Origin of the sequence: Paenibacillus amylolyticus, assembly GCF_001570725.1 — a bacterium.
GTDB classification, from domain to species: Bacteria; Bacillota; Bacilli; order Paenibacillales; family Paenibacillaceae; genus Paenibacillus; species Paenibacillus amylolyticus_A.
Genome location: NZ_BCNV01000001.1, coordinates 3791664 through 3810065 on the forward strand (window position 1 = coordinate 3791664; position 18402 = coordinate 3810065).

The window sequence follows — 18402 nt, forward strand, 5'->3', positions numbered from 1 at the left end:
AATGGAATAAATTTCTCCTATTATATCTTATTCCACCACAATTGGGGAGCAGTCCCTATCTGTTAAAAATCAAATTTATAAACTTTACTGACCGTAGTTGTCAGTGAAGTTTTTTTATAATACGAGAGTAATCCAATCAATCATGAATAACAAAAGGAGAGTGTATGATGCAAACGAGGAACGTATATTTATATGTATTCGATACGATGTCAGACTGGGAGGTAGGTTATTTAACTGCTGAATTGAACTCGGGAAGGTATTTCAGGAAAGAGGTCGAGCCTTTACAGATCATAACCGTAGGCGTAGATAAACATCCGGTAACTACCATGGGCGGATTGAACATCCTTCCTCATATTTCTATTGATGAATGTACATTGAAAAGTAACGATGTCATCATTCTTCCAGGAGGGAATACCTGGATGGACACCATCCATGATCCTCTATTAAAAAAAGTTGCTGTCTCTATAGAAGAAGGTACGGTTATTGCGGCGATTTGCGGTGCCACTGTTGGACTTGCAAAAATAGGCTTACTGGACTTCAGACAGCATACAAGCAATGATTTAGAATACCTGAAGATGATATGCCCAGATTATACTGGAGAAACATATTATAAAACGGAGCCAGCAGTAACCGATGGAAATGTAGTTACTGCATCAGGCATAGCTCCGTTAGAATTTACGATGCATGTATTGAAGAGGCTGAATGTCTTTGCACCAGAAACATTACAGGCCTGGTACCATCTGTATCAGACCCTTGAGCCAAAATACTTCTACGAGCTAATGAATTCTATTGCACCTGAATAACGAGTTTCCCGCGGGTATGATGGGTTTCACTCTTCTCATGTGCTTCCCTTACTCCCTGTTGAGTTAGCGGGTATGTTCCATCAATAATCGATTTGAGCTTGCCTTCCGCAGCCAGTTCAGCCAGCTGATCCAGTTGATCCCCTTTGGGCTCCATCATGAAGACGTTGGCCGTTACTCCGGCCTCCTTGGCAAGCTTCTCATCCGGTTGTTCCACCAGGGATACCAGATGGCCACCAGACTTCAGCACCTTGAAGCTGTCGCGCTGAATATCGCCGCCCATCGTATCGAGTACAACATCATAACCGGAGAGAATCTCCGAGAAATCTTCTTTTTTATAATTGATAAAATGATCCACGCCCAACGAGCGAAGCAATGCTTCATTCGATTCACTCGCCGTGGACGCCACTTCAGCACCGAGGGACTTGGCAATCTGAATGGCATATGTTCCCACTCCACCTGCGCCAGCATGAATGAGTACCTTCTGTCCTTTGGCTAACCGTCCATGATCTACAAGGGCCTGCCAGGCCGTCATCGCCGCCAGCGGGATCGCTGCCGCTTCCTCGAAACTCAGTTTCTCCGGTATACGGGCAATAATGTCCGCATCGACAGCAACATATTCTGCATAGGTTCCGAATTGACGAGGACGCGCAAACACCCGATCACCTTCTCTGAAACGCGTGACATTCGAGCCAGCTTCAGCCACCGTCCCCGCAACATCACCGCCCAGAATCAACGGAAAGTTCTCCGCTGCTTCTTTCATATCGCCTTGTCTGATTTTGAAGTCCACCGGATTCACTGACGTGGCATGCGTTCGAATTAGCACCTGATTCACTCCACATGCTGGCTTGGCTACTTCCTGTTCTTTCAATTGTTCAGCTCCACCAAATTCCTCAATCACAATTGCTTTCATTAGAGATCCCAGCCTTTCCATTGGATTATCGTTATGCTCTCCCTTCATTACCCTTTCCCGGCGATCACTTGACCTATCCATTCAAGAAATCACTACAGGTTGAGAACGCAATTTAGACCAGGAACCGTGATATAATGTCGATTATCGATTAGGTTTAACCTTTACCCAATAACTGGACAAGCGAGGTAACACGATGGAAGTAGAGGTAAGTACGTTACATTCATTTTCGGACAAGGTTCTTGGCGGAAACCCCGCAGGCGTTGTTCTACAAGAAACTCATTTATCTGAATCCCAGATGCAGGAGATTGCCAGACAAGTCGGTTTTTCAGAGACAGCATTTGTTATGCCATCGGATCAGGCTGATTTCAAAGTGCGTTACTTCACACCAAGTGATGAAGTGGATCTATGTGGACATGCAACAATTGCTTTATTTTATCTAATGAAGACACAGCAGCTCGTTGATGTTGGTACATACACGTTGGAGACACTGGCGGGAATTCTTAAAGTCGTTATCGAAGTCAATGGAGAAGTCTATCTGTCTCAGACGTTGCCGGAGTTTGGGAAGATCGTGGATCGACAGCAGATTGCCGATTCGTTACGTATTTCTATGGAGGATTTGCATTCCGAACTACCTGTACAGATCGTATCTACCGGTCTACCCGATATCTTGATAGCCGTTAGAGATGTTGATGTTCTGACCAAAATCGACCCTGACTTCCAGCGTATCACTGAAATATGCAAGGCTCATCATGCCGTAGGTTATCATGTGTTCACACTCGAATCAGATGCTACAGACGTTCTGGCAGAATGCCGCAATTTTGCACCGCTTTATGATATACCGGAAGAGAGTGCAACGGGCACATCCAATGGTGCAATGCTCTGTTATTTATATCAATACAACCAACTCGCAGATCCTCATCAACATACGTATACGATCAGACAAGGGTATACCATGAACCGTCCCTCCGAGATCCGAGCCAGATTAACGCTGGGCAGCTCTAATGACATCACACAGATTCAGGTCGGGGGTAGCGCCGTTCATATCGAAAACATTCAAATACACCTCCCTTAGTGGGAGGTGTTTTACGTACTTAGGATACGGAGGGTACGTAAAGTACGCAGGCTATGATAACGATCTATACGAAGGAATTTCAAGGCTGTTGGTCTTCATTGAATCTGCTGTAAAAATCGTAGCACCGCCGCCTCCAGCTGCTTAAGTCCTGGTTGCTCTATAGGGAAATGGCCTGCACCCTCCAAGATCACACATTCCTTTTCCACCACCAGTCGATCAAAAAAAGATTGGCTGAACCGGATCGGTGTCATGGGGTCCAGTTCAGGGTGAACCAACAGGACCGGACACCGGCCGAACTGTTCCGGGCTTACCTCAGGCTCCTTATTAAGGAATGTTCTTAACAGTTCCAACGGAATTCGTGTGGCTGCCGCTTGTGGATCATTCATAATAAGCCGGGTTAAGTCCTGGTTATTCGTAATCAGTTGCATGCGGGATACCTGCTTGACCGAAATATGTACATGATCCAGCAGACCAGGAAACAGATCCATCATCCGTTTTCCCACACGGCTCACCATACGATTCGGTGCTAGCTGATCGCGCATTTTCGGATTACTGGTGTCTACAAATGTAGTTGCGATCAAACCCCTAACGTGCTTGCTGCGAGCACTGGTGTGATAGGCAAGCATCCCTCCGATGCTACTTCCCAATACGACGATTGGCTTGCCGTCTCTCTTATATTCCCGATCAATGAGTGAAACAAGTAGGTCAATCCATAGTTCATAGTTAATACGTGTGCCAGGCTGTGCGTAACTTAGCCCATAAGGTGGAAGATCTGGCGATACCACCTCGTATCCATTTCGCTGTAACATGCGGGCATACGGAGCGAGCAACCTGCCATTGCCTCCCGCACCATGAATGAACAGAATTTTGATTGAAGACTCCGGTGCAGGTAATCGATCAATATGTAGATGAACCCCATTCGATTCCCACCATTCTTCTTCAGGCGCTGTAATATCGTCCAGCCTGACTTCTTCCGGGAAAAAGACCTGATACTGCTTCCAATAGGGATGTGTTGTCTGATAGGAGGGCAAACTTTTTGTCATGCGGTACATTCTCCTCTTTTCGTATACAAAAAAAAGCCGTACAATGTACGACTTTTCGTTATAAACCGTCTATGATCATACTTCTTTGTATAACACCTTCATATATCTGTCAATCGGGAAATTGTACATTGCCCGGTACGATATATGCACCACCCGATCCATCATTAGGCAGAGCCGGGATCGTATCATTCAACACCTGACCGCGAATATCGGTAATACGAATGTTCAGTTTTTCTTTGCCCAGTCCGGTTCCTAGGAAATGATTATAGTCTTGCTTTTCAAGATTGAGCCACGTACCATCCTTCTGTTTCACTTCGAACTTCAGCACCGGATATTTGTGATTACGAACCTGAATAGCTGCCCACCACTGACTGCTGCCTTCCTTGATCCGATAGGAGACATTACCTTGGATTGGCGCTTTGACCACTTTCCAGCTGATATTGATTTTGCCTGCCTTGGGGTCACCGATCAGGTTAAAGGCATTCGGCGAAAGATCCAGCGCTCCACTGGCGCCCTCTGGATAGAGGTCTGTTACATAGACGGTTGTTTTGCCTTTAGGGCCCTGGACTTCGAGATAGGCTCCCGCCAAAGCGGCTTTGACACCGTTATAATTGAGCTGGAATGGATTAAGTGCAGTAATCTTCATGTCTGCCGGGATGGGATCAAGCAACACCGCACCTCCCGAGTAGCCTGAGCCCGTATACGTCGCGTAACCCTGATATGTATCATTCCATGCAGCAGATGCAGGTAGAGCAAATAATACGAGACTGAGCAACAACCCTGTACCGGCCCATTTTAACCGTTGAAATCTACTTTTCTTGTTCATCAACTATTCCTCCTCGTCATTCTACCTTCTGTTACACTGAAACATAAGTTGAACAAAAGAATATTTACACTTGCCACTCCGATGACAGAATAACCTTCCGATCACTGTTATCCCCAGATTTTTTGATCAATTTTGCAAAGGTGAAAATCTGTTGATAAAGGCGAAGTACATGCTTACGAAGTAGCTTTCTTCCAGAAAGCTTTTAGCTCCGCTTCTTCAGGTCTCTTCTGTCCTCTACGTTCTCGTGTAAAATCTCTGTTCAACTACTAGATTTAAATATAACATTATTTTACATAATAACTTCTTATTTTCAATCCCTCTCTACTAAATTACATCTATAGTCCTGCCCGTGGACTTAAACATTCACGACCACGCACAAGATATGGATACATACCATAATTTGGTGAAATAGGTATAATAACAAGGCTGTATTGGATGGGTTCCCAGTAATAAAAAAAACGCCACACCCTGGAGTGATTTCTCTCTCCAAAAGGTGTGACGTCCTATTAAACACTACGGTCAGAATTCCCGATCTGTCTAAGGACAGCCAGCGTTCGACTAACCCGTTTCCCTTCGTTTCATCCGCTTCCTTAGACGCTCATACTGAGCATAGATCCGCGGAGATTCTTTCGTCAGGATCGGCCCCAGCACAGCCAGAATTAACACATATAATACGGCAAACGATTGGATGGACGCCATCAGTCCTCCGGCCTTGCCGATGTTCGCCATGATAATGGAGAATTCGCCTCGGGAGACCAAGGTAAAGCCCACGTTCAACGAGGCCTTTGGACTCATTCCAGCCAATCTGCCAGCGATCATGCCTGCACCATAGTTACTCGCGATCGTCAGAATAACGGCAATAATCGTCATGCCCACAGCTCCGCCAAGTGATGACGGCTCAATGGTCAGGCCAAAGCTGAAGAAGAAAATCGCACCAAAAAAATCTTTGAAAGGCATGATCTGATGCTCAATCCGGCTGACATGTCTTGATTCGCCCAGCACCAGTCCCATCATCAAAGCCCCGATTGCTTCGGCTACATGAAGTGTTTCCGAGAAACCTGCCACCAGGAAGAGCAGTGTCATAACAGTTAACAGAAACAACTCCGAAGACTTAATGTTCAATGCCTTATCAATATATTTGATGCACTTTCTGCCGATGATCAGGAACAGCACAATGAACAGCAACGCAGATAGGGACACCAGCAGGACACTTAAGAATGAAGTTGCCCCGCTGAGCACAAGTCCGGTCAGAATCGAGATATGAATCGCGATGAACAAATCATCAAACATGATCATGCCCATGATGATCTCTGTCTCCGGGTTCGCCGTGCGTTTCAGATCAACGAGCACTTTAGCCACGATGGCTGTAGAAGAACTGGTCATGATGCCACAGACAACGAGTGTCTCCTGGAGAGGCAGATTCATGAACCAGCCCAGTAGCAGTCCTGAGACAAAATTAAGGCCTACATAGAACATACCCCCGGTCAGAATGGCTTTGCCAGACTTTAATAAACGGGAGACCGAGAATTCCAGACCCAGATAAAATAACAAAAACAAAATGCCAAGCCTGCCCATAAATTCAATAAAGGTCGAACTTTCGATAAAACGTAAATCCACAATACCGATCTGTGGTGCATGTGGTCCTACAGCCATACCAATCAGGATATAGAAAGGAATGACCGAAAAACGTAATCGTGAAGATATCAGCCCCGTAAGTGTAATCAGCGCAACGGCAATTCCCACTTCGAATATGAGCATATCCATAGGCTAAGTCCGTCCATCAGTCAACAATTGTTTGAGCTGTTTGATCTGATCCCGTTCACCGGCAACCACAATTGTAGCTCCAGAGGTAAAAACGTAATCCGGACCGGGATTAAATTGCTTTTCCCTGTCCTTGGTTACAACAGCCAGAATAACGGCCCCTGTAGACTGCCGAATATCCAGTTCACCAATTGTCATGCCTATGCTTGCCGCGTGAGGCTCGATTCGAAGCCATTCAATCAACAACCCTTCAAGCATCACTTCACGTTCATTCTGAAATTGAGGTTTGTAGGTCATACCACCGACGATAGCGGCTACCGCACGGGCTTCATCATCGTCCAAGGTCACAAGAGATACCATATCACCCAGTTCCTCAGGCGTATCCCCTGATTCCATATGGAACAGGTCACGTCGCTCGTCGTTATGAATCACAATAACCAAGTGCTCACCACTACGGGTATGCAGCCAGTATTTACGTCCAATCCCTGGTAAGTCCGTCTCTTTAAAGTGCATGATCTGCACCCCCTAAGGCCAACCCGTTCATGGTTTCGCTCTTCAGCTCAATTCCCGTGATGCGTATCCGCATCGAGCCTGATGGCGTATGAACAGACCGCACTTCCCCTTTACTGCCAAGCAGTAATTGACTCCCTACAGGGGAGAGGAAGGAAATACGTCCCTCATCCGGATCCGTATCATCTGGCATGACAATCATGAACGAATCTGACGTATGAAAATCGATATATTCAAAATCAATATGACTGCCGATCAATACAGCCGAGTCCAGATCTTCATCAGGACCGAGGAGCAGTTTTTCCACATACTGCGTATACGCCAGCAACTGTTTTTCCAACTGTATTCGCTCCGGATCACGCACGTCAAAATAGGCGTCGAGAAATGTTCTTTTCTCTTCACCCAATGTAAATAGCTGGCTCACCAGCTTCTCTCTGCAATTTTGGCGGGAAGTCCTATGGTTCATAATAGATTTCACCCCCTATACAAGCCTTGTTCTCCATGTTGATTGGCATGTTTCTCTTCATCATCTTGTTTTCCTCCTTTTTATTGTTAAAAGCCCCCTGAATACGAGACCTTCTTACCATCTTACCAAAACTAATATATTAATCCAGTATATTCGGCTAACTTGCTGTTTTATTATTATTAGTGGTCATATCTTCCATTTTATAATTGAATTCTTTACATCAGATGGTAGATCCATAGAACATTTTAATTACTGTATAAAAAACATTTTATGGATTTCTATCTCGTATTTTTATTTGCTTTCCTGTATATTTAACTACAAACTTTTATGCAATTTATACAAATGAGCATCTACAGACTTTAACACAATAAAGGAGTGCATTGAAAAAGTGTCCACGATAACAAAAGAAACTACAGAGTCAGCTCAAGTTACTGCCGCAGAATATGTTCATTCCGTTTACGAGTCGGTTGTCGCCAGAAATCCGCACGAAGATGAGTTCCATCAGGCTGTCAAAGAAATCCTGGATTCCCTTATTCCTGTCATTGAAGCACATCCCAAATACAAGAACCATAGTTTGCTGGAACAGCTTGTCGAACCTGAACGTGTAATCACATTCCGTGTTCCATGGGTAGATGATCAGGGCAAAGTTCAGGTTAACCGTGGATTCCGGGTACAGTTCAACAGTGCCATTGGTCCTTACAAAGGCGGACTTCGCTTCCACCCTTCCGTATACTCGGGCATTATCAAGTTCCTCGGCTTCGAACAGATCTTCAAAAATGCTTTGACCGGACTGCCTATTGGCGGTGGTAAAGGTGGTTCTGACTTCGATCCCAAAGGAAAATCAGATCTGGAAGTGATGCGTTTCACGCAAAGCTTCATGACAGAACTGTACAAATATATCGGCTCCGATACGGATGTACCGGCAGGTGACATTGGTGTAGGCGCAAGGGAAATCGGTTACATGTTCGGCCAATACAAACGTATCCATGGCGGGCATGAGGCAGGCGTATTGACAGGTAAAGGGCTGCTGTACGGAGGAAGCTTGGCACGTAAGGAAGCGACTGGCTTCGGCTGTGTGTACTTCGTGAAGGAGATGCTGCAATCCAAAGGGCTCAGCTTCAAGGACAGCACAGTCGTTGTCTCTGGCTCTGGTAATGTATCCATCTATGCCATTCAGAAGGCACAGGAGCTTGGAGCTACAGTCGTGGCGTGTAGTGACTCAGGTGGCTACATATACGATCCACAAGGCATCAACCTGGATACCGTGAAACGTCTGAAAGAGGTTGATCGTCTGCGCATCAGCGAATACATCAAAGAACACCCGCATGCTACATATACTGAAGGCTGTGAAGGTATCTGGTCTATTCCTTGTGATATCGCTCTTCCATGTGCGACGCAAAACGAGATCGATGAAGAAGCTGCGGCCCTTCTGGTCAAAGGTGGCGTGAAGGCCATTGGCGAAGGCGCTAATATGCCTTCCACTCTGGCTGCCATTGACGTCTTCCACGGCGCAGGCGTGCTGTTCGGTCCAGCCAAAGCGGCTAATGCCGGCGGTGTAGCCGTGTCTGCTCTTGAAATGTCACAGAACAGCATGCGGTTGTCCTGGTCATTTGAAGAAGTAGACGCGAAGCTGCATGACATCATGAAGAACATCTACACCAGCTGTGTAGAAGCTGCTGAAGAGTATGGCTGTGAAGGCAACCTCGTAGCGGGAGCGAATATCGCCGGTTTCCTCAAGGTAGCGGATTCCATGATCGCTCAAGGTGTAGTTTAAGTTAAATACAGAATAATATGGAGAGATACCTGAATAACGGTAGGTTTCTCCACGATCAAAGGGCGTTCCTATTAACTTGGGGAACGCCCTTTTTTCCTTGTTATCAATTGATCTAATCCCAGGGCAATGGTAAAGTGGTACTGACGTAATTTCATCTATTTGTACTATTATTTTGTACTATTATAAGGAAGTGTTTACATTGTCTAACCAACCATTTGCCAGCACTGTGAGTCCTCATCTGAGCGCAGACTGCGAGCAATGTTTTGGCCTGTGCTGTGTTGCCTTGCCCTATGGCAAGTCATCCGACTTTGCTTTTGAAAAAGCCAGCGGCACACCCTGCCCCAATCTGCGCACGGACAATCGCTGTGGTATCCATACCCAGCTTCGGCAGAAAGGGTTCAAAGGCTGTACGGTATACGACTGTTTCGGAGCTGGACAGAAGCTGTCCCAAGTGACCTACGCGGGCAAAGATTGGCGGGATCATCCGGAGTCTGCAAACGAGATGTTCGATTGTCTGCCTGCCTTGCGACAACTTCACGAGTTGCTCAGTTATATGAAGGAAATGATGATGAGACCGGAAACGTCATCACTTCACTCGGCATTCGGTGAGCTATACGAGGAGATCGAGCGCTTGAGCAATCTGGAGCCTGCGTCCCTTCTCCGTCTGGACATCGCCGACTATCGGTCCACTGTGAATCAACTCCTGGTTCAGGCAAGTGAAATGGTACGTGCCAATGTGCCACCCAGCGCTCATGGACAAGGGAAGTCGAAGAAATCTAAAAAACGTACGGGAAGTGACTTTTTTGGTGCCAACTTAAAGGGAGCTGACCTGCGGGGCGCAAGCTTCCGGGGAGCATTAATGATCGCGGCCGACCTCCGAAATGCAGATACACGAAATGCGGATTGGATTGGCGCAGACTTGCGGGATACGGATCTGGGCGATGCAGACCTGAGAGGTGGCATCTTCCTGACGCAATCGCAGATTAATGCAGCCAAAGGTAATCTGAATACCAAGTTGCCAGATCATTTAAACATCCCCTCACACTGGATGTAGGGTGCCGTCTCGGCAAGAGCAAGAGCAGGAATACAAACCGGAATGTACCTTGCTAATTCATTCATAAGATATATGAATCGAATACAGCAACAGCAAAAAAACAGCTCGTCCTAAACATCCAAGGACGAGCTGTTTGTTATTGAAACTACAGGAATGAAGCGGAATTATAACAAGTCGCGGCGAAGATCTTCAGCCGATTTCGGAGACAAGTGACCGAGCGGAATATCAAATACCGTCTTCGCTCCCTTATGTCCTTCCACGCTCAAGCGTTGTGCGGCTCTGGCATACGCCACAAGTACGCTCGCTGTAAATTCAGGATTGCTGTCGAGTTTCAGACCAAATTCAATAATTTGCTTTTGACCGTTACCTGTAACCCCACTGCGAATTACAAATCCACCATGAGGCATACCTTCATGCTCGGATTTCAATTCTTCTTCGGTAATGAACGTTACCGTTGTATCGTAATCTGCAAAGTAGTTAGGCATCGACACAATCGTCTCACGGATCTCATCCTGATTAGCACCATCTTCTGCTACCACATAACATTGACGCAGATGTTTCTCGCGTGTAGACAGCTCTGGTGTCTCCCCTGTACGAATGCGGTTGATCACCTCTTCAACAGGTACAGTATATTGTACACCTGCCTTAACGCCTGGAACACGACGAATCGCATCCGAGTGGCCTTGGCTCACACCTTTGCCCCAGAACGTGTACTCTTTTCCTTCTGGCAGGATGGACTGTGCAAGAAGACGGTTCATGGAGAACAAGCCTGGGTCCCAACCTGTGGAAATGACACTTACGTGACCGCCTTGCTCTGCCGCAGCATTCACTTCTTTGTAGAATTCAGGAATCTTCGCATGTGTATCGAAGCTGTCTACCGTATTGAACAACTTGGCGATGGCTGGTGTCTGCTCTGGAAGGTCGGTTGCAGAACCACCACAGAGGATCATAACATCAATCTTGCCTATGTATTGCTCCGCTGCAGAGATATGCTCAAAACGTACTTCTGTGCTTTCAGCGACCATCTGCTCCGGATTACGACGTGTAAACACAGCAATCAGTTCCAGATCCTCGTTCTGGGAAATGGCTTTCTCTACACCTTTACCCAAGTTACCGTAACCAACAATACCCACTCTAATCATGTTCAATCCTCTCCTGTCTTCTTCTATAGTTGTCTATTACTCTATTCTAATGATATAACATACCATGTAACCTGTCAGGTTTCCAGTTCGAAATAAAAATACCTTGCAGCGGTGCAGCAATAATGCGGCTCCGTATGCAAGGTATTATGGCGTTCACTCGTTATTTTAGGAAGAAAAAACCAGGAAAGAACAATAGCCCTTATCTTCTGCTTATGATTCTGTCCAGGTCAACGTCAGTTCAATGACGCCTTCCTGTCCCGCCAATGTTCCTCCAATTAAGGACCAGACATCCTGCGTCTCCGGATCGGTTCCCTGAATGATAATATTTTTGTCATCGATCGTCTGACCCGCATCCGTTAACTTTTTGGCGTTGAAGTAATCTTTATACAGCTGGGATACGGTTTTCATATCTTGTTCAGTCGAGAAAATCACCATGGCTGATTGCTTTCCTTCATTCTCACCGGAATTGGCTAAACGAATCGTTGCATCTTCCGGTAGTGGGAAGTCACTTGGCAAGTTCTCTGGCAACTCATTGGTTCCAGCAATGGCTTCCTCACCACGATCTGAATCCGAGTCGGCTGGCGCAGTCGTACCTTCCGTTTCGGTCACTCCACTTGTTGCTGCTTCGCTTGTACCTTCATTAGTCGCTTGTTCAACAGTTCCGGAGGAAACTTCAGTGTCCACCTTCTCCGTATCACCTGTCGGTTCGTCTGCCGCACTGCTGCAAGCACTCAAGGCCACCATCATCGCCAGTGCCGCACAGACTATTACATAATTCCTTCTCTTCACCATCCGTTATCACTCCTTCTTCTTCGTTTATGTGCTAATCACGTTCAAACGACTGGATCACAGGCACCGCATGAACGTTATTCTTGACCCATATCACGGATACAGATAATACACTTAAAGATAATAGACAACTGGCTACAAGTATGGATAGGAATCGGGTGATTACTCTAAACTTTTTCACGCTTCCCTCCTCCTCATCCTGTTCATCATGTGTTTGTGGAATTATGTAACTCATAGGTCACTGGACGGTGTCACTAATTTCATGATCTCGGCAGCGACAATATCCGGCTGACTTTTGTGAATACTGTGTTTCGCATGTGGAACTGTCAGTTGTGTTCCATGTCTTGACCATGAAGCAAAATCCGCTTGATCGGTCTGCCATGCCTCACTGTCCTCATCCGAATCCTCCGAACCGGCTGTCAGGATCGTCAGGGGGAAATCGAACTTCGTTTTATTCTCAAGCACACACGCTGCATTCGTTCTGGAATTCCGAACCTCTTCCATGACATTGTCATTGTACGCATGTCTTAACGTGGATATCATGACGGCCTTTTTCATCGGTTCCGTTACCAGTTTCGGGTCAATGACCAGAGATGCCATCATACGATCCGATTGCAGCAACGTTCGTGCGATGCCTGTTTTCACGAGAAAACGGGACCAATCCATCATCCATTCCGGTATATCCATCTCCGCACGGCTATAGTACTCTGGGCTTCCACCATCGATCATGACCATGCCAGCAACCTCATCAGGATACCTTTGTGCGAACCGTAGTGTCTCCAGCGCACCCATAGAGTGACCTACCATAATGTAAGGCGGACGTTGACCGGATGTTCGCAGCAATTGGTGGATCTCTTCCGAGATGGTGTCGATATCACGAGGTTCATCCGTATAATCGCTGTATCCATACCCGAACCGATCATATACCGCAATTTTCACCTGTGATTTCAACTTGTCATATAGCGGGCTGAAATCCACATAAGGATTGGGCGTACCCCAGTCTGAGGCAAATACCACCGTTACCTCTCCTTTGCCAGCTGTGTAGAGATGCATGTTGCGACCACTCACTTCATAATACTTGCCTGGCGGGGGATAGGACTTCATATCCTGCGTGGATTGATAAGCCTCATACGCCGTTCCCGTCAGCAGTAAAAGCCCTGTGGCGAGCATTATGCCTCCCAGCACTTTAAACCCTCTCCGTAACCCCTTCTTCATCTTCTCTACCCCTTATCCCAAAGGTTCATCTGTATATGTATGCTTCAATCGTACCCAAGAAATAGCTGAATTGAAACAATCCGGAGTCCAGTTCTTTCCCCAACCAAAGTCCAGTCTCTCCCCCCTACCTGTGAAATAAAAAAAACTGCAAATCTCCCATTCAGGAAACTTGCAGTTCATCTATACTTGTATTCTAAAACTCTTACCTCAATCTATCTCACGATGATCCTTTTACCTATAGTTGCAAAGTAAGACCCACCGGGCAATGATCACTGCCCATCACGTGGCAGTCGATATGCGCATCTGCCACCTTAGGTGCCAATTGATTGGATACTAGAAAATAATCAATGCGCCATCCCACATTCCGTTCTCTAACTTTTGGCATATAAGACCACCAGCTGTACACATCCGTACGATCCGGGTACAGATGGCGGAAGCTGTCCACATAACCAGAAGCAAGCAAATCGGTCATCTTGCCACGCTCTTCAAGGGTAAATCCCGAGTTGCCCAGATTGGGCTTCGGATTCTTCAGATCAATCTCCTGATGAGCCACATTCAGGTCACCACAGACGATAACCGGCTTAGTCTCCTCCAATTGCAGAATGTACCCCCGGAATCGATCCTCCCATTCCAGACGGTAAGGCAGCCTGGTCAGATCCCGCTTCGCGTTAGGTGTATAGACGTTTACCAGATAAAAATTATCATACTCCAGTGTAATCATCCGGCCTTCCGGCTCGCTGTCTTCCTCCATCCCGTAACGAACGGATATAGGCTTGATGCGGCTAAATACAGCGGTACCGGAATATCCTTTTTTGATCGCATAATTCCAATATTGATAAACATCTTCCCCCAGGTCCATCTCAATCTGTCCGGCTTGCAATTTGGTCTCCTGAAGGCAGAAAATGTCCGCCTGACTCTCCTGATAATAATCCATGAATCCTTTGGTCACGCATGCCCTTAAGCCATTCACATTCCAGGACACCAGCTTCATATCCTCATCTCCTCACATCTCTCCAATATAGCATGGGCACATTCAGAGGGACAAGCCTTACGGCTCTGGAATGAGATGGAGTCATTGGAATCCTTATGGGCTGACTTGCCTATGTTTCGCTTCGCAACTTGGAGAACACCGCAAGGTCAATATATCTGCCTTTCTCAAACTCATGTTGCCGCAGTACACCTTCCTGTTGAAAACCAAGTTTGTGTAACAGGCGAATTGACGCCTCGTTTTCCGGTTCAACCTTCGCTTCAATCTTGTTGAGCTGCATATTTGTGAATCCAAAATGTAACACAGCATGTGCCACTTCCGTCATCACACCGCGGCCCCAGAAAGAGGAACGCAAGTCGTATCCAATCTCTGCACGGTGATGTACATCTTCATAGTTCAGGAACCCACAGGTTCCGATCACTTTACGAGTTTCACGGTCTTCAATCATCCAGCGTAAACCCGTGTGTTCCTTGAAAATCTTCGTATACCAGTTCATCTCACCCTGTGCATCCTCCACAGATTCAAAGGGAGTGAATGGCATATATTGAATCACAGCTTCATCCGAATATAACGCCAACAAATCGTGACTGTCCTTGGCCTCGGCTGACCGGAGGAAGAATCGTTCTGTCTGAATTAATGGAAATAGATCAAATCTAAATTGCTCACTCATGCGAGGTCTCCTTTGCAACATTCATTGTAGAAGTCCATTTTACTACACTTGCCTTCATCAAGCTTTTACTATTAATATGTTCTATTAAGGCATTACTGTAGAAAAGGATACATAGGAGAGGACGTGCTATTATCACACAATCATATGACGTTATTATCGTTGGAGCTGGCTCCATGGGCATGAGTGCAGGTTATTATCTATCGCGCAGTGGATGCAAAACTTTATTAATCGATGCCTTTGATCCTCCGCATACGGAAGGAAGTCATCACGGAGATACCAGACTGATTCGCCATGTGTACAGTGGTGGGCCTGACTATATTGCCATGGCATTACTTGCACAGAAGTTATGGCACGAGCTGGAGGAAACGACTGGAGACCAACTTTTTGTTCCATCCGGTGTATTGAATGTAGTCGATCCGGAGATTCACTCCTTCCACAACCGATTGAGCGATGCAGATGATGCAGGCATTCGTTATGAAACGTTGCACGCAGCCGAGGTGATGAAACGCTGGCCAGGTATTACAGTACCTGAACATTACGAGGGTATGTATGAGCCTGATGCGGGTTATTTGTATAGTGAACGCTGTATCCGTGCCTATCGCAAGGCAGCAGAGGCTCATGGTGCTACTTTGTTAACTCACACTCGTGTGGAGCATATCGAATACGGACCACATTCCGTGGCCGTTCAGACTTCAGGTGGTGAGACATACCATGCGAATCAAATTATCCTGAGCGCTGGTGCCTGGTTTCAGACGTTAAAACCTTTCGTGGATCTTCCGATTCAGGCTGTGCGTAAAACGGTTGGGTGGTTTGATGTACCAGAGGCTTTGTATGATGAGGAACATTTCCCTGGATTTACACTGGCAGGAAAAGAAGGTATATATTATGGATTTCCAAGCATTGGCGGATCAGGTCTGAAGATGGGGCGTCATGATACAGGTCAGGTGTGGACACCAGGAAATACCATGGACCCTTTTGGTGCGGAAGAAACGGACGAGGGTGATCTGCGCAGGCTGCTCGAACTTCATATGCCTCAGGCAGCTGGAGCATTGAAACGTGGTAGTGTATGCAAGTATGAATTTACTTCGGATGAAGATTTTATTATCGACCGGCACCCTGCCCATGAACGTGTGTGGCTCGCAGGTGGTTTCTCCGGTCACGGCTTCAAGTTCGCAAGTGCCATTGGGCAAATTCTAGCCGACTTGGTGCAAACGGGGCACACGGATCAGGATATTAGCAGGTTCGCCCTATCCCGTTTTCGTTAAGTACAAGACGGGTGAATGAACATATGTATGTATAAAATAGCTACTTTCCTAGAGGGTGCAGTGTTGCTCAAAGCACTGCACCTCCAAGAAAGAAGGAAACGTAAGATAGTTATTTCATGCCGACCCACACTAATTCACTTTGACGAGACTCCATTGCTGATTGGCACCGCCATTGTCGGCCCATTGAATCGTGGAGGCACCTGCGGTCAAAGACCCTTGATTGATGTCAACCGTCAGGCCACTGTTTCGATTGGCAAGTACCACATATCCTCCCACATCAATCGGTAGCCATTGTTGATTATTGCCCCCGTTATCCTGCCACTGAATCAGAGAAGCTCCGCCTTGTGTAGAACTTGAATTCACATCCAGCAAAAGCCCACTGCCCACATTGCGGATTTTGTAATATCCGTTGCCTGTAGACTCCAGCTTCCATTGCTGGTTGGCTGCTCCATTATCATTCCACTGAATGATCGTTGCTCCACCTGTAGTAGAAGCAGCGTTCACATCGAGTGCAAGTCCACTGTTACGGTTGATTAATTTGTAGATGGCCCCGGCTTCATATCCTGTACCACCATTGTAAGATGCACCGGAAATGACGTAAGTTGTGACCGAGTTGGCCTTGGCTGTAGCGGTAAAGGTTTTATTTTGTACCGAAATATTGGTCAGTTGCTGCAACTTCTCCGTCGAAGAGGTCCGATATACTTGAGTAGACGTGCCTGTGTTATTAAAACGACTGAGATCATAAGTTACCGTTGTATCCGTCGATTCCGAATTGGTTGTAACCAGTACAACTTTACCGGAAGCTGCATCATAGGCCGCAAGGGTATTGGCATCACTCATGCCGATAATCTTGTATCCAGGACGAATAAATTTGCTGTAATTGCCCATGACATAATATTTTTGGTTCACGGTGTAACTGGTCGTTTGCGTATTGTTCAGCACATTCTTGAAGAATCCCCATCCTTCTGCACTATCCACGGCTTGCCAATACACCCACGCACTTGCGCCCATATTGCGAATATCCTTGAGGATGGTACGTGACATGGTAAGTCCACTTGCATCCCCGTCCCCATATTCCGAGGTCCACAGATGTTTGCCCGCAGACGTTGCTGTGTTGCGCAAAGCAGTGCGATTACTCCCACCATACGTGTGTGTGTTGATCTGACTGATTGCTGATTTCACAGCAGTGCTGTAGCTGTTGAATGACACATTGGTATCATCGATACTATACTCTTCCGGTGCGCTTAGCTTTGTGGACAGGCCTTTCGCATTCAACGAGGCTTGTAATTGACTCAGAATGTTGTTCTGATCCGCTCGTTCAAAGTGCATGCCCTCCTGGTCATTGCCCTGCTTCCACCACGTGGAGATCGGTTCATTGAGCGGAGTTACGCTATCGAATGTGATTCCCCAGTTATCCCGGAAATGCTTCACGACCTCAGTCAGATAGTCGGCAAAATCATCATAATAATCGGGCTTGAGGTTATTCCCTCCATTAGCTGCACCGGACACACCACCACTGATCGTCATCCAGTAAGGTGCGGAATTCGCAAAGGCTTCGATGACATTCACGCCTTGAGCTTTGGCAGCTTGCAGCATATAACGCTGGTTTGCATCTGCATTCCAATCATACACGCCGGGAGAAGGCTGGTAACCAGGAACGGCTTTGCGATATTCGAGGATATTAGAAGATGGATTATCCCCACCTCCAATGTTGTACCGCAGGATATTCAGACCCAGTCCGGTATTCGCGTTGAACATTTTCTCTACGTACTCATCGCGATTGGAATACTCTCCAACCACTTTGCCCCACCATGCGAGAGATGTTCCCCAGCCTTCCATCGTTTGATATTGCTTTGATGGATCGGCAACAGCCGTGTAAGCTCCTGCGGCAGATGCTTCTGTCCCCAGACCCAGGCTGCCTGTAAGCAAACTTCCTGCCAGCAGCAGCGAACTCATTCGTTTTAACCACTTCATCCGCTTCACTCCTTATGAATTTACACTTGCACTCCGATGTCAGAACAACTTTTCGATCGCTGTTATCCCCAGATTTTTAATTATTCTTAAAAAGGGGAAAATCCGGGGATAGCGTATGCTTCCGATGCAGCTTTCTTTCA

Annotated in this window: 18 protein-coding genes; 5 read left to right on the top strand and 13 right to left on the bottom strand. The window is 46.7% G+C overall.

Annotated elements, in window-relative coordinates; translation table 11 throughout:
• The first annotated feature begins 167 nt into the window (after positions 1 to 167).
• Complete coding sequence (locus PAHA3_RS16780) at positions 168 to 803, top strand: type 1 glutamine amidotransferase family protein (RefSeq protein ID WP_062835718.1); 636 nt, start codon at positions 168 to 170, stop codon at positions 801 to 803.
• On the opposite strand, the gene PAHA3_RS16785 is transcribed toward PAHA3_RS16780, so the two are convergent.
• Positions 787 to 1713, bottom strand: a complete 927-nt coding sequence (locus PAHA3_RS16785) for an NADP-dependent oxidoreductase (RefSeq protein ID WP_062836148.1) — start codon at positions 1711 to 1713, stop codon at positions 787 to 789. The two genes, PAHA3_RS16780 and PAHA3_RS16785, sit on opposite strands and share 17 nt — an antisense overlap.
• A 193-nt stretch (positions 1714 to 1906) precedes the next feature.
• Here PAHA3_RS16785 and PAHA3_RS16790 point away from each other — a divergent pair, with 193 nt between their 5' ends.
• Positions 1907 to 2785 (top strand): PhzF family phenazine biosynthesis protein, encoded by an 879-nt coding sequence (locus PAHA3_RS16790; RefSeq protein ID WP_062835719.1) that lies wholly within the window; start codon positions 1907 to 1909, stop codon positions 2783 to 2785.
• 95 nt (positions 2786 to 2880) lie between these two features.
• Here PAHA3_RS16790 and PAHA3_RS16795 read toward each other — a convergent pair whose 3' ends face one another.
• The 5 genes from PAHA3_RS16795 to PAHA3_RS16815 form a co-directional block, all read right to left on the bottom strand.
• Complete coding sequence (locus tag PAHA3_RS16795; RefSeq protein WP_062835720.1) at positions 2881 to 3828, bottom strand: alpha/beta hydrolase; 948 nt, start codon at positions 3826 to 3828, stop codon at positions 2881 to 2883.
• A gap of 109 nt (positions 3829 to 3937) precedes the next feature.
• Complete coding sequence (locus PAHA3_RS16800; RefSeq protein ID WP_062835721.1) at positions 3938 to 4654, bottom strand: expansin EXLX1 family cellulose-binding protein; 717 nt, start codon at positions 4652 to 4654, stop codon at positions 3938 to 3940.
• A gap of 558 nt (positions 4655 to 5212) precedes the next feature.
• A complete protein-coding gene (locus PAHA3_RS16805) occupies positions 5213 to 6418 on the bottom strand; it encodes a cation:proton antiporter (RefSeq protein WP_062835722.1) in 1206 nt (401 codons plus the stop codon).
• Between the two features lie 3 nt (positions 6419 to 6421).
• Positions 6422 to 6928 (bottom strand): cation:proton antiporter regulatory subunit, encoded by a 507-nt coding sequence (locus tag PAHA3_RS16810; protein ID WP_062835723.1) that lies wholly within the window; start codon positions 6926 to 6928, stop codon positions 6422 to 6424.
• The gene (locus PAHA3_RS16815; protein WP_062835724.1) at positions 6918 to 7391 is read right to left on the bottom strand and encodes a GreA/GreB family elongation factor; all 474 of its coding nucleotides are present in this window, start codon (positions 7389 to 7391) and stop codon (positions 6918 to 6920) included. Before PAHA3_RS16815 ends, PAHA3_RS16810 begins: the two co-directional genes overlap by 11 nt.
• 388 nt (positions 7392 to 7779) lie before the next feature.
• Here PAHA3_RS16815 and gdhA point away from each other — a divergent pair, with 388 nt between their 5' ends.
• Both gdhA and PAHA3_RS16825 read left to right on the top strand, forming a co-directional pair.
• Positions 7780 to 9165: an NADP-specific glutamate dehydrogenase gene (gene gdhA, locus PAHA3_RS16820; protein WP_371327919.1), complete on the top strand. Its 1386-nt coding sequence runs from the start codon at positions 7780 to 7782 to the stop codon at positions 9163 to 9165.
• Positions 9166 to 9364: 199 nt separating this feature from the next.
• Positions 9365 to 10219, top strand: a complete 855-nt coding sequence (locus PAHA3_RS16825) for a pentapeptide repeat-containing protein (protein WP_062835725.1) — start codon at positions 9365 to 9367, stop codon at positions 10217 to 10219.
• Positions 10220 to 10383: 164 nt separating this feature from the next.
• Here PAHA3_RS16825 and PAHA3_RS16830 read toward each other — a convergent pair whose 3' ends face one another.
• The 6 genes from PAHA3_RS16830 to PAHA3_RS16850 form a co-directional block, all read right to left on the bottom strand.
• Complete coding sequence (locus PAHA3_RS16830; RefSeq protein WP_371327920.1) at positions 10384 to 11361, bottom strand: diaminopimelate dehydrogenase; 978 nt, start codon at positions 11359 to 11361, stop codon at positions 10384 to 10386.
• Between the two features lie 210 nt (positions 11362 to 11571).
• On the bottom strand, positions 11572 to 12153 hold the full coding sequence (locus tag PAHA3_RS16835) for a hypothetical protein (protein WP_062835727.1): 582 nt from the start codon (positions 12151 to 12153) through the stop codon (positions 11572 to 11574).
• Positions 12154 to 12184: 31 nt separating this feature from the next.
• The gene (locus PAHA3_RS30500) at positions 12185 to 12331 is read right to left on the bottom strand and encodes a hypothetical protein (RefSeq protein WP_165980244.1); all 147 of its coding nucleotides are present in this window, start codon (positions 12329 to 12331) and stop codon (positions 12185 to 12187) included.
• A gap of 50 nt (positions 12332 to 12381) precedes the next feature.
• The gene (locus PAHA3_RS16840; protein ID WP_062835728.1) at positions 12382 to 13365 is read right to left on the bottom strand and encodes an alpha/beta fold hydrolase; all 984 of its coding nucleotides are present in this window, start codon (positions 13363 to 13365) and stop codon (positions 12382 to 12384) included.
• Positions 13366 to 13600: 235 nt separating this feature from the next.
• Positions 13601 to 14356: an exodeoxyribonuclease III gene (locus PAHA3_RS16845; protein WP_062835729.1), complete on the bottom strand. Its 756-nt coding sequence runs from the start codon at positions 14354 to 14356 to the stop codon at positions 13601 to 13603.
• A gap of 109 nt (positions 14357 to 14465) precedes the next feature.
• Positions 14466 to 15023 carry a GNAT family N-acetyltransferase gene (locus PAHA3_RS16850; protein WP_062835730.1) on the bottom strand — a complete coding sequence of 186 codons (558 nt, stop codon included), beginning with the start codon at positions 15021 to 15023 and terminating at the stop codon, positions 14466 to 14468.
• A gap of 131 nt (positions 15024 to 15154) precedes the next feature.
• Here PAHA3_RS16850 and solA point away from each other — a divergent pair, with 131 nt between their 5' ends.
• Positions 15155 to 16288 carry an N-methyl-L-tryptophan oxidase gene (gene solA / locus PAHA3_RS16855; protein WP_153028228.1) on the top strand — a complete coding sequence of 378 codons (1134 nt, stop codon included), beginning with the start codon at positions 15155 to 15157 and terminating at the stop codon, positions 16286 to 16288.
• Positions 16289 to 16417: 129 nt separating this feature from the next.
• Here solA and PAHA3_RS16860 read toward each other — a convergent pair whose 3' ends face one another.
• Complete coding sequence (locus PAHA3_RS16860; protein ID WP_062835732.1) at positions 16418 to 18262, bottom strand: RICIN domain-containing protein; 1845 nt, start codon at positions 18260 to 18262, stop codon at positions 16418 to 16420.
• Between the last annotated feature and the right edge of the window lie 140 nt (positions 18263 to 18402).

Bases quoted from the DNA above. Each gene is read 5' to 3' on its own strand.
- PAHA3_RS16790 (WP_062835719.1), top strand. From the start codon at position 1,907: ATGGAAGTAGAGGTAAGTACGTTACATTCATTTTCGGACAAGGTTCTT.
- PAHA3_RS16815 (WP_062835724.1), bottom strand. From the start codon at position 7,391: ATGAACCATAGGACTTCCCGCCAAAATTGCAGAGAGAAGCTGGTGAGC.
- PAHA3_RS16780 (WP_062835718.1), top strand. From the start codon at position 168: ATGCAAACGAGGAACGTATATTTATATGTATTCGATACGATGTCAGAC.
- PAHA3_RS16800 (WP_062835721.1), bottom strand. From the start codon at position 4,654: ATGAACAAGAAAAGTAGATTTCAACGGTTAAAATGGGCCGGTACAGGG.
- PAHA3_RS16830 (WP_371327920.1), bottom strand. From the start codon at position 11,361: ATGATTAGAGTGGGTATTGTTGGTTACGGTAACTTGGGTAAAGGTGTA.
- PAHA3_RS16835 (WP_062835727.1), bottom strand. From the start codon at position 12,153: ATGGTGAAGAGAAGGAATTATGTAATAGTCTGTGCGGCACTGGCGATG.
- PAHA3_RS16805 (WP_062835722.1), bottom strand. From the start codon at position 6,418: ATGGATATGCTCATATTCGAAGTGGGAATTGCCGTTGCGCTGATTACA.
- PAHA3_RS16810 (WP_062835723.1), bottom strand. From the start codon at position 6,928: ATGCACTTTAAAGAGACGGACTTACCAGGGATTGGACGTAAATACTGG.
- PAHA3_RS16845 (WP_062835729.1), bottom strand. From the start codon at position 14,356: ATGAAGCTGGTGTCCTGGAATGTGAATGGCTTAAGGGCATGCGTGACC.
- PAHA3_RS16795 (WP_062835720.1), bottom strand. From the start codon at position 3,828: ATGACAAAAAGTTTGCCCTCCTATCAGACAACACATCCCTATTGGAAG.
- PAHA3_RS16785 (WP_062836148.1), bottom strand. From the start codon at position 1,713: ATGAAAGCAATTGTGATTGAGGAATTTGGTGGAGCTGAACAATTGAAA.
- PAHA3_RS16860 (WP_062835732.1), bottom strand. From the start codon at position 18,262: ATGAAGTGGTTAAAACGAATGAGTTCGCTGCTGCTGGCAGGAAGTTTG.
- PAHA3_RS16840 (WP_062835728.1), bottom strand. From the start codon at position 13,365: ATGAAGAAGGGGTTACGGAGAGGGTTTAAAGTGCTGGGAGGCATAATG.
- PAHA3_RS16850 (WP_062835730.1), bottom strand. From the start codon at position 15,023: ATGAGTGAGCAATTTAGATTTGATCTATTTCCATTAATTCAGACAGAA.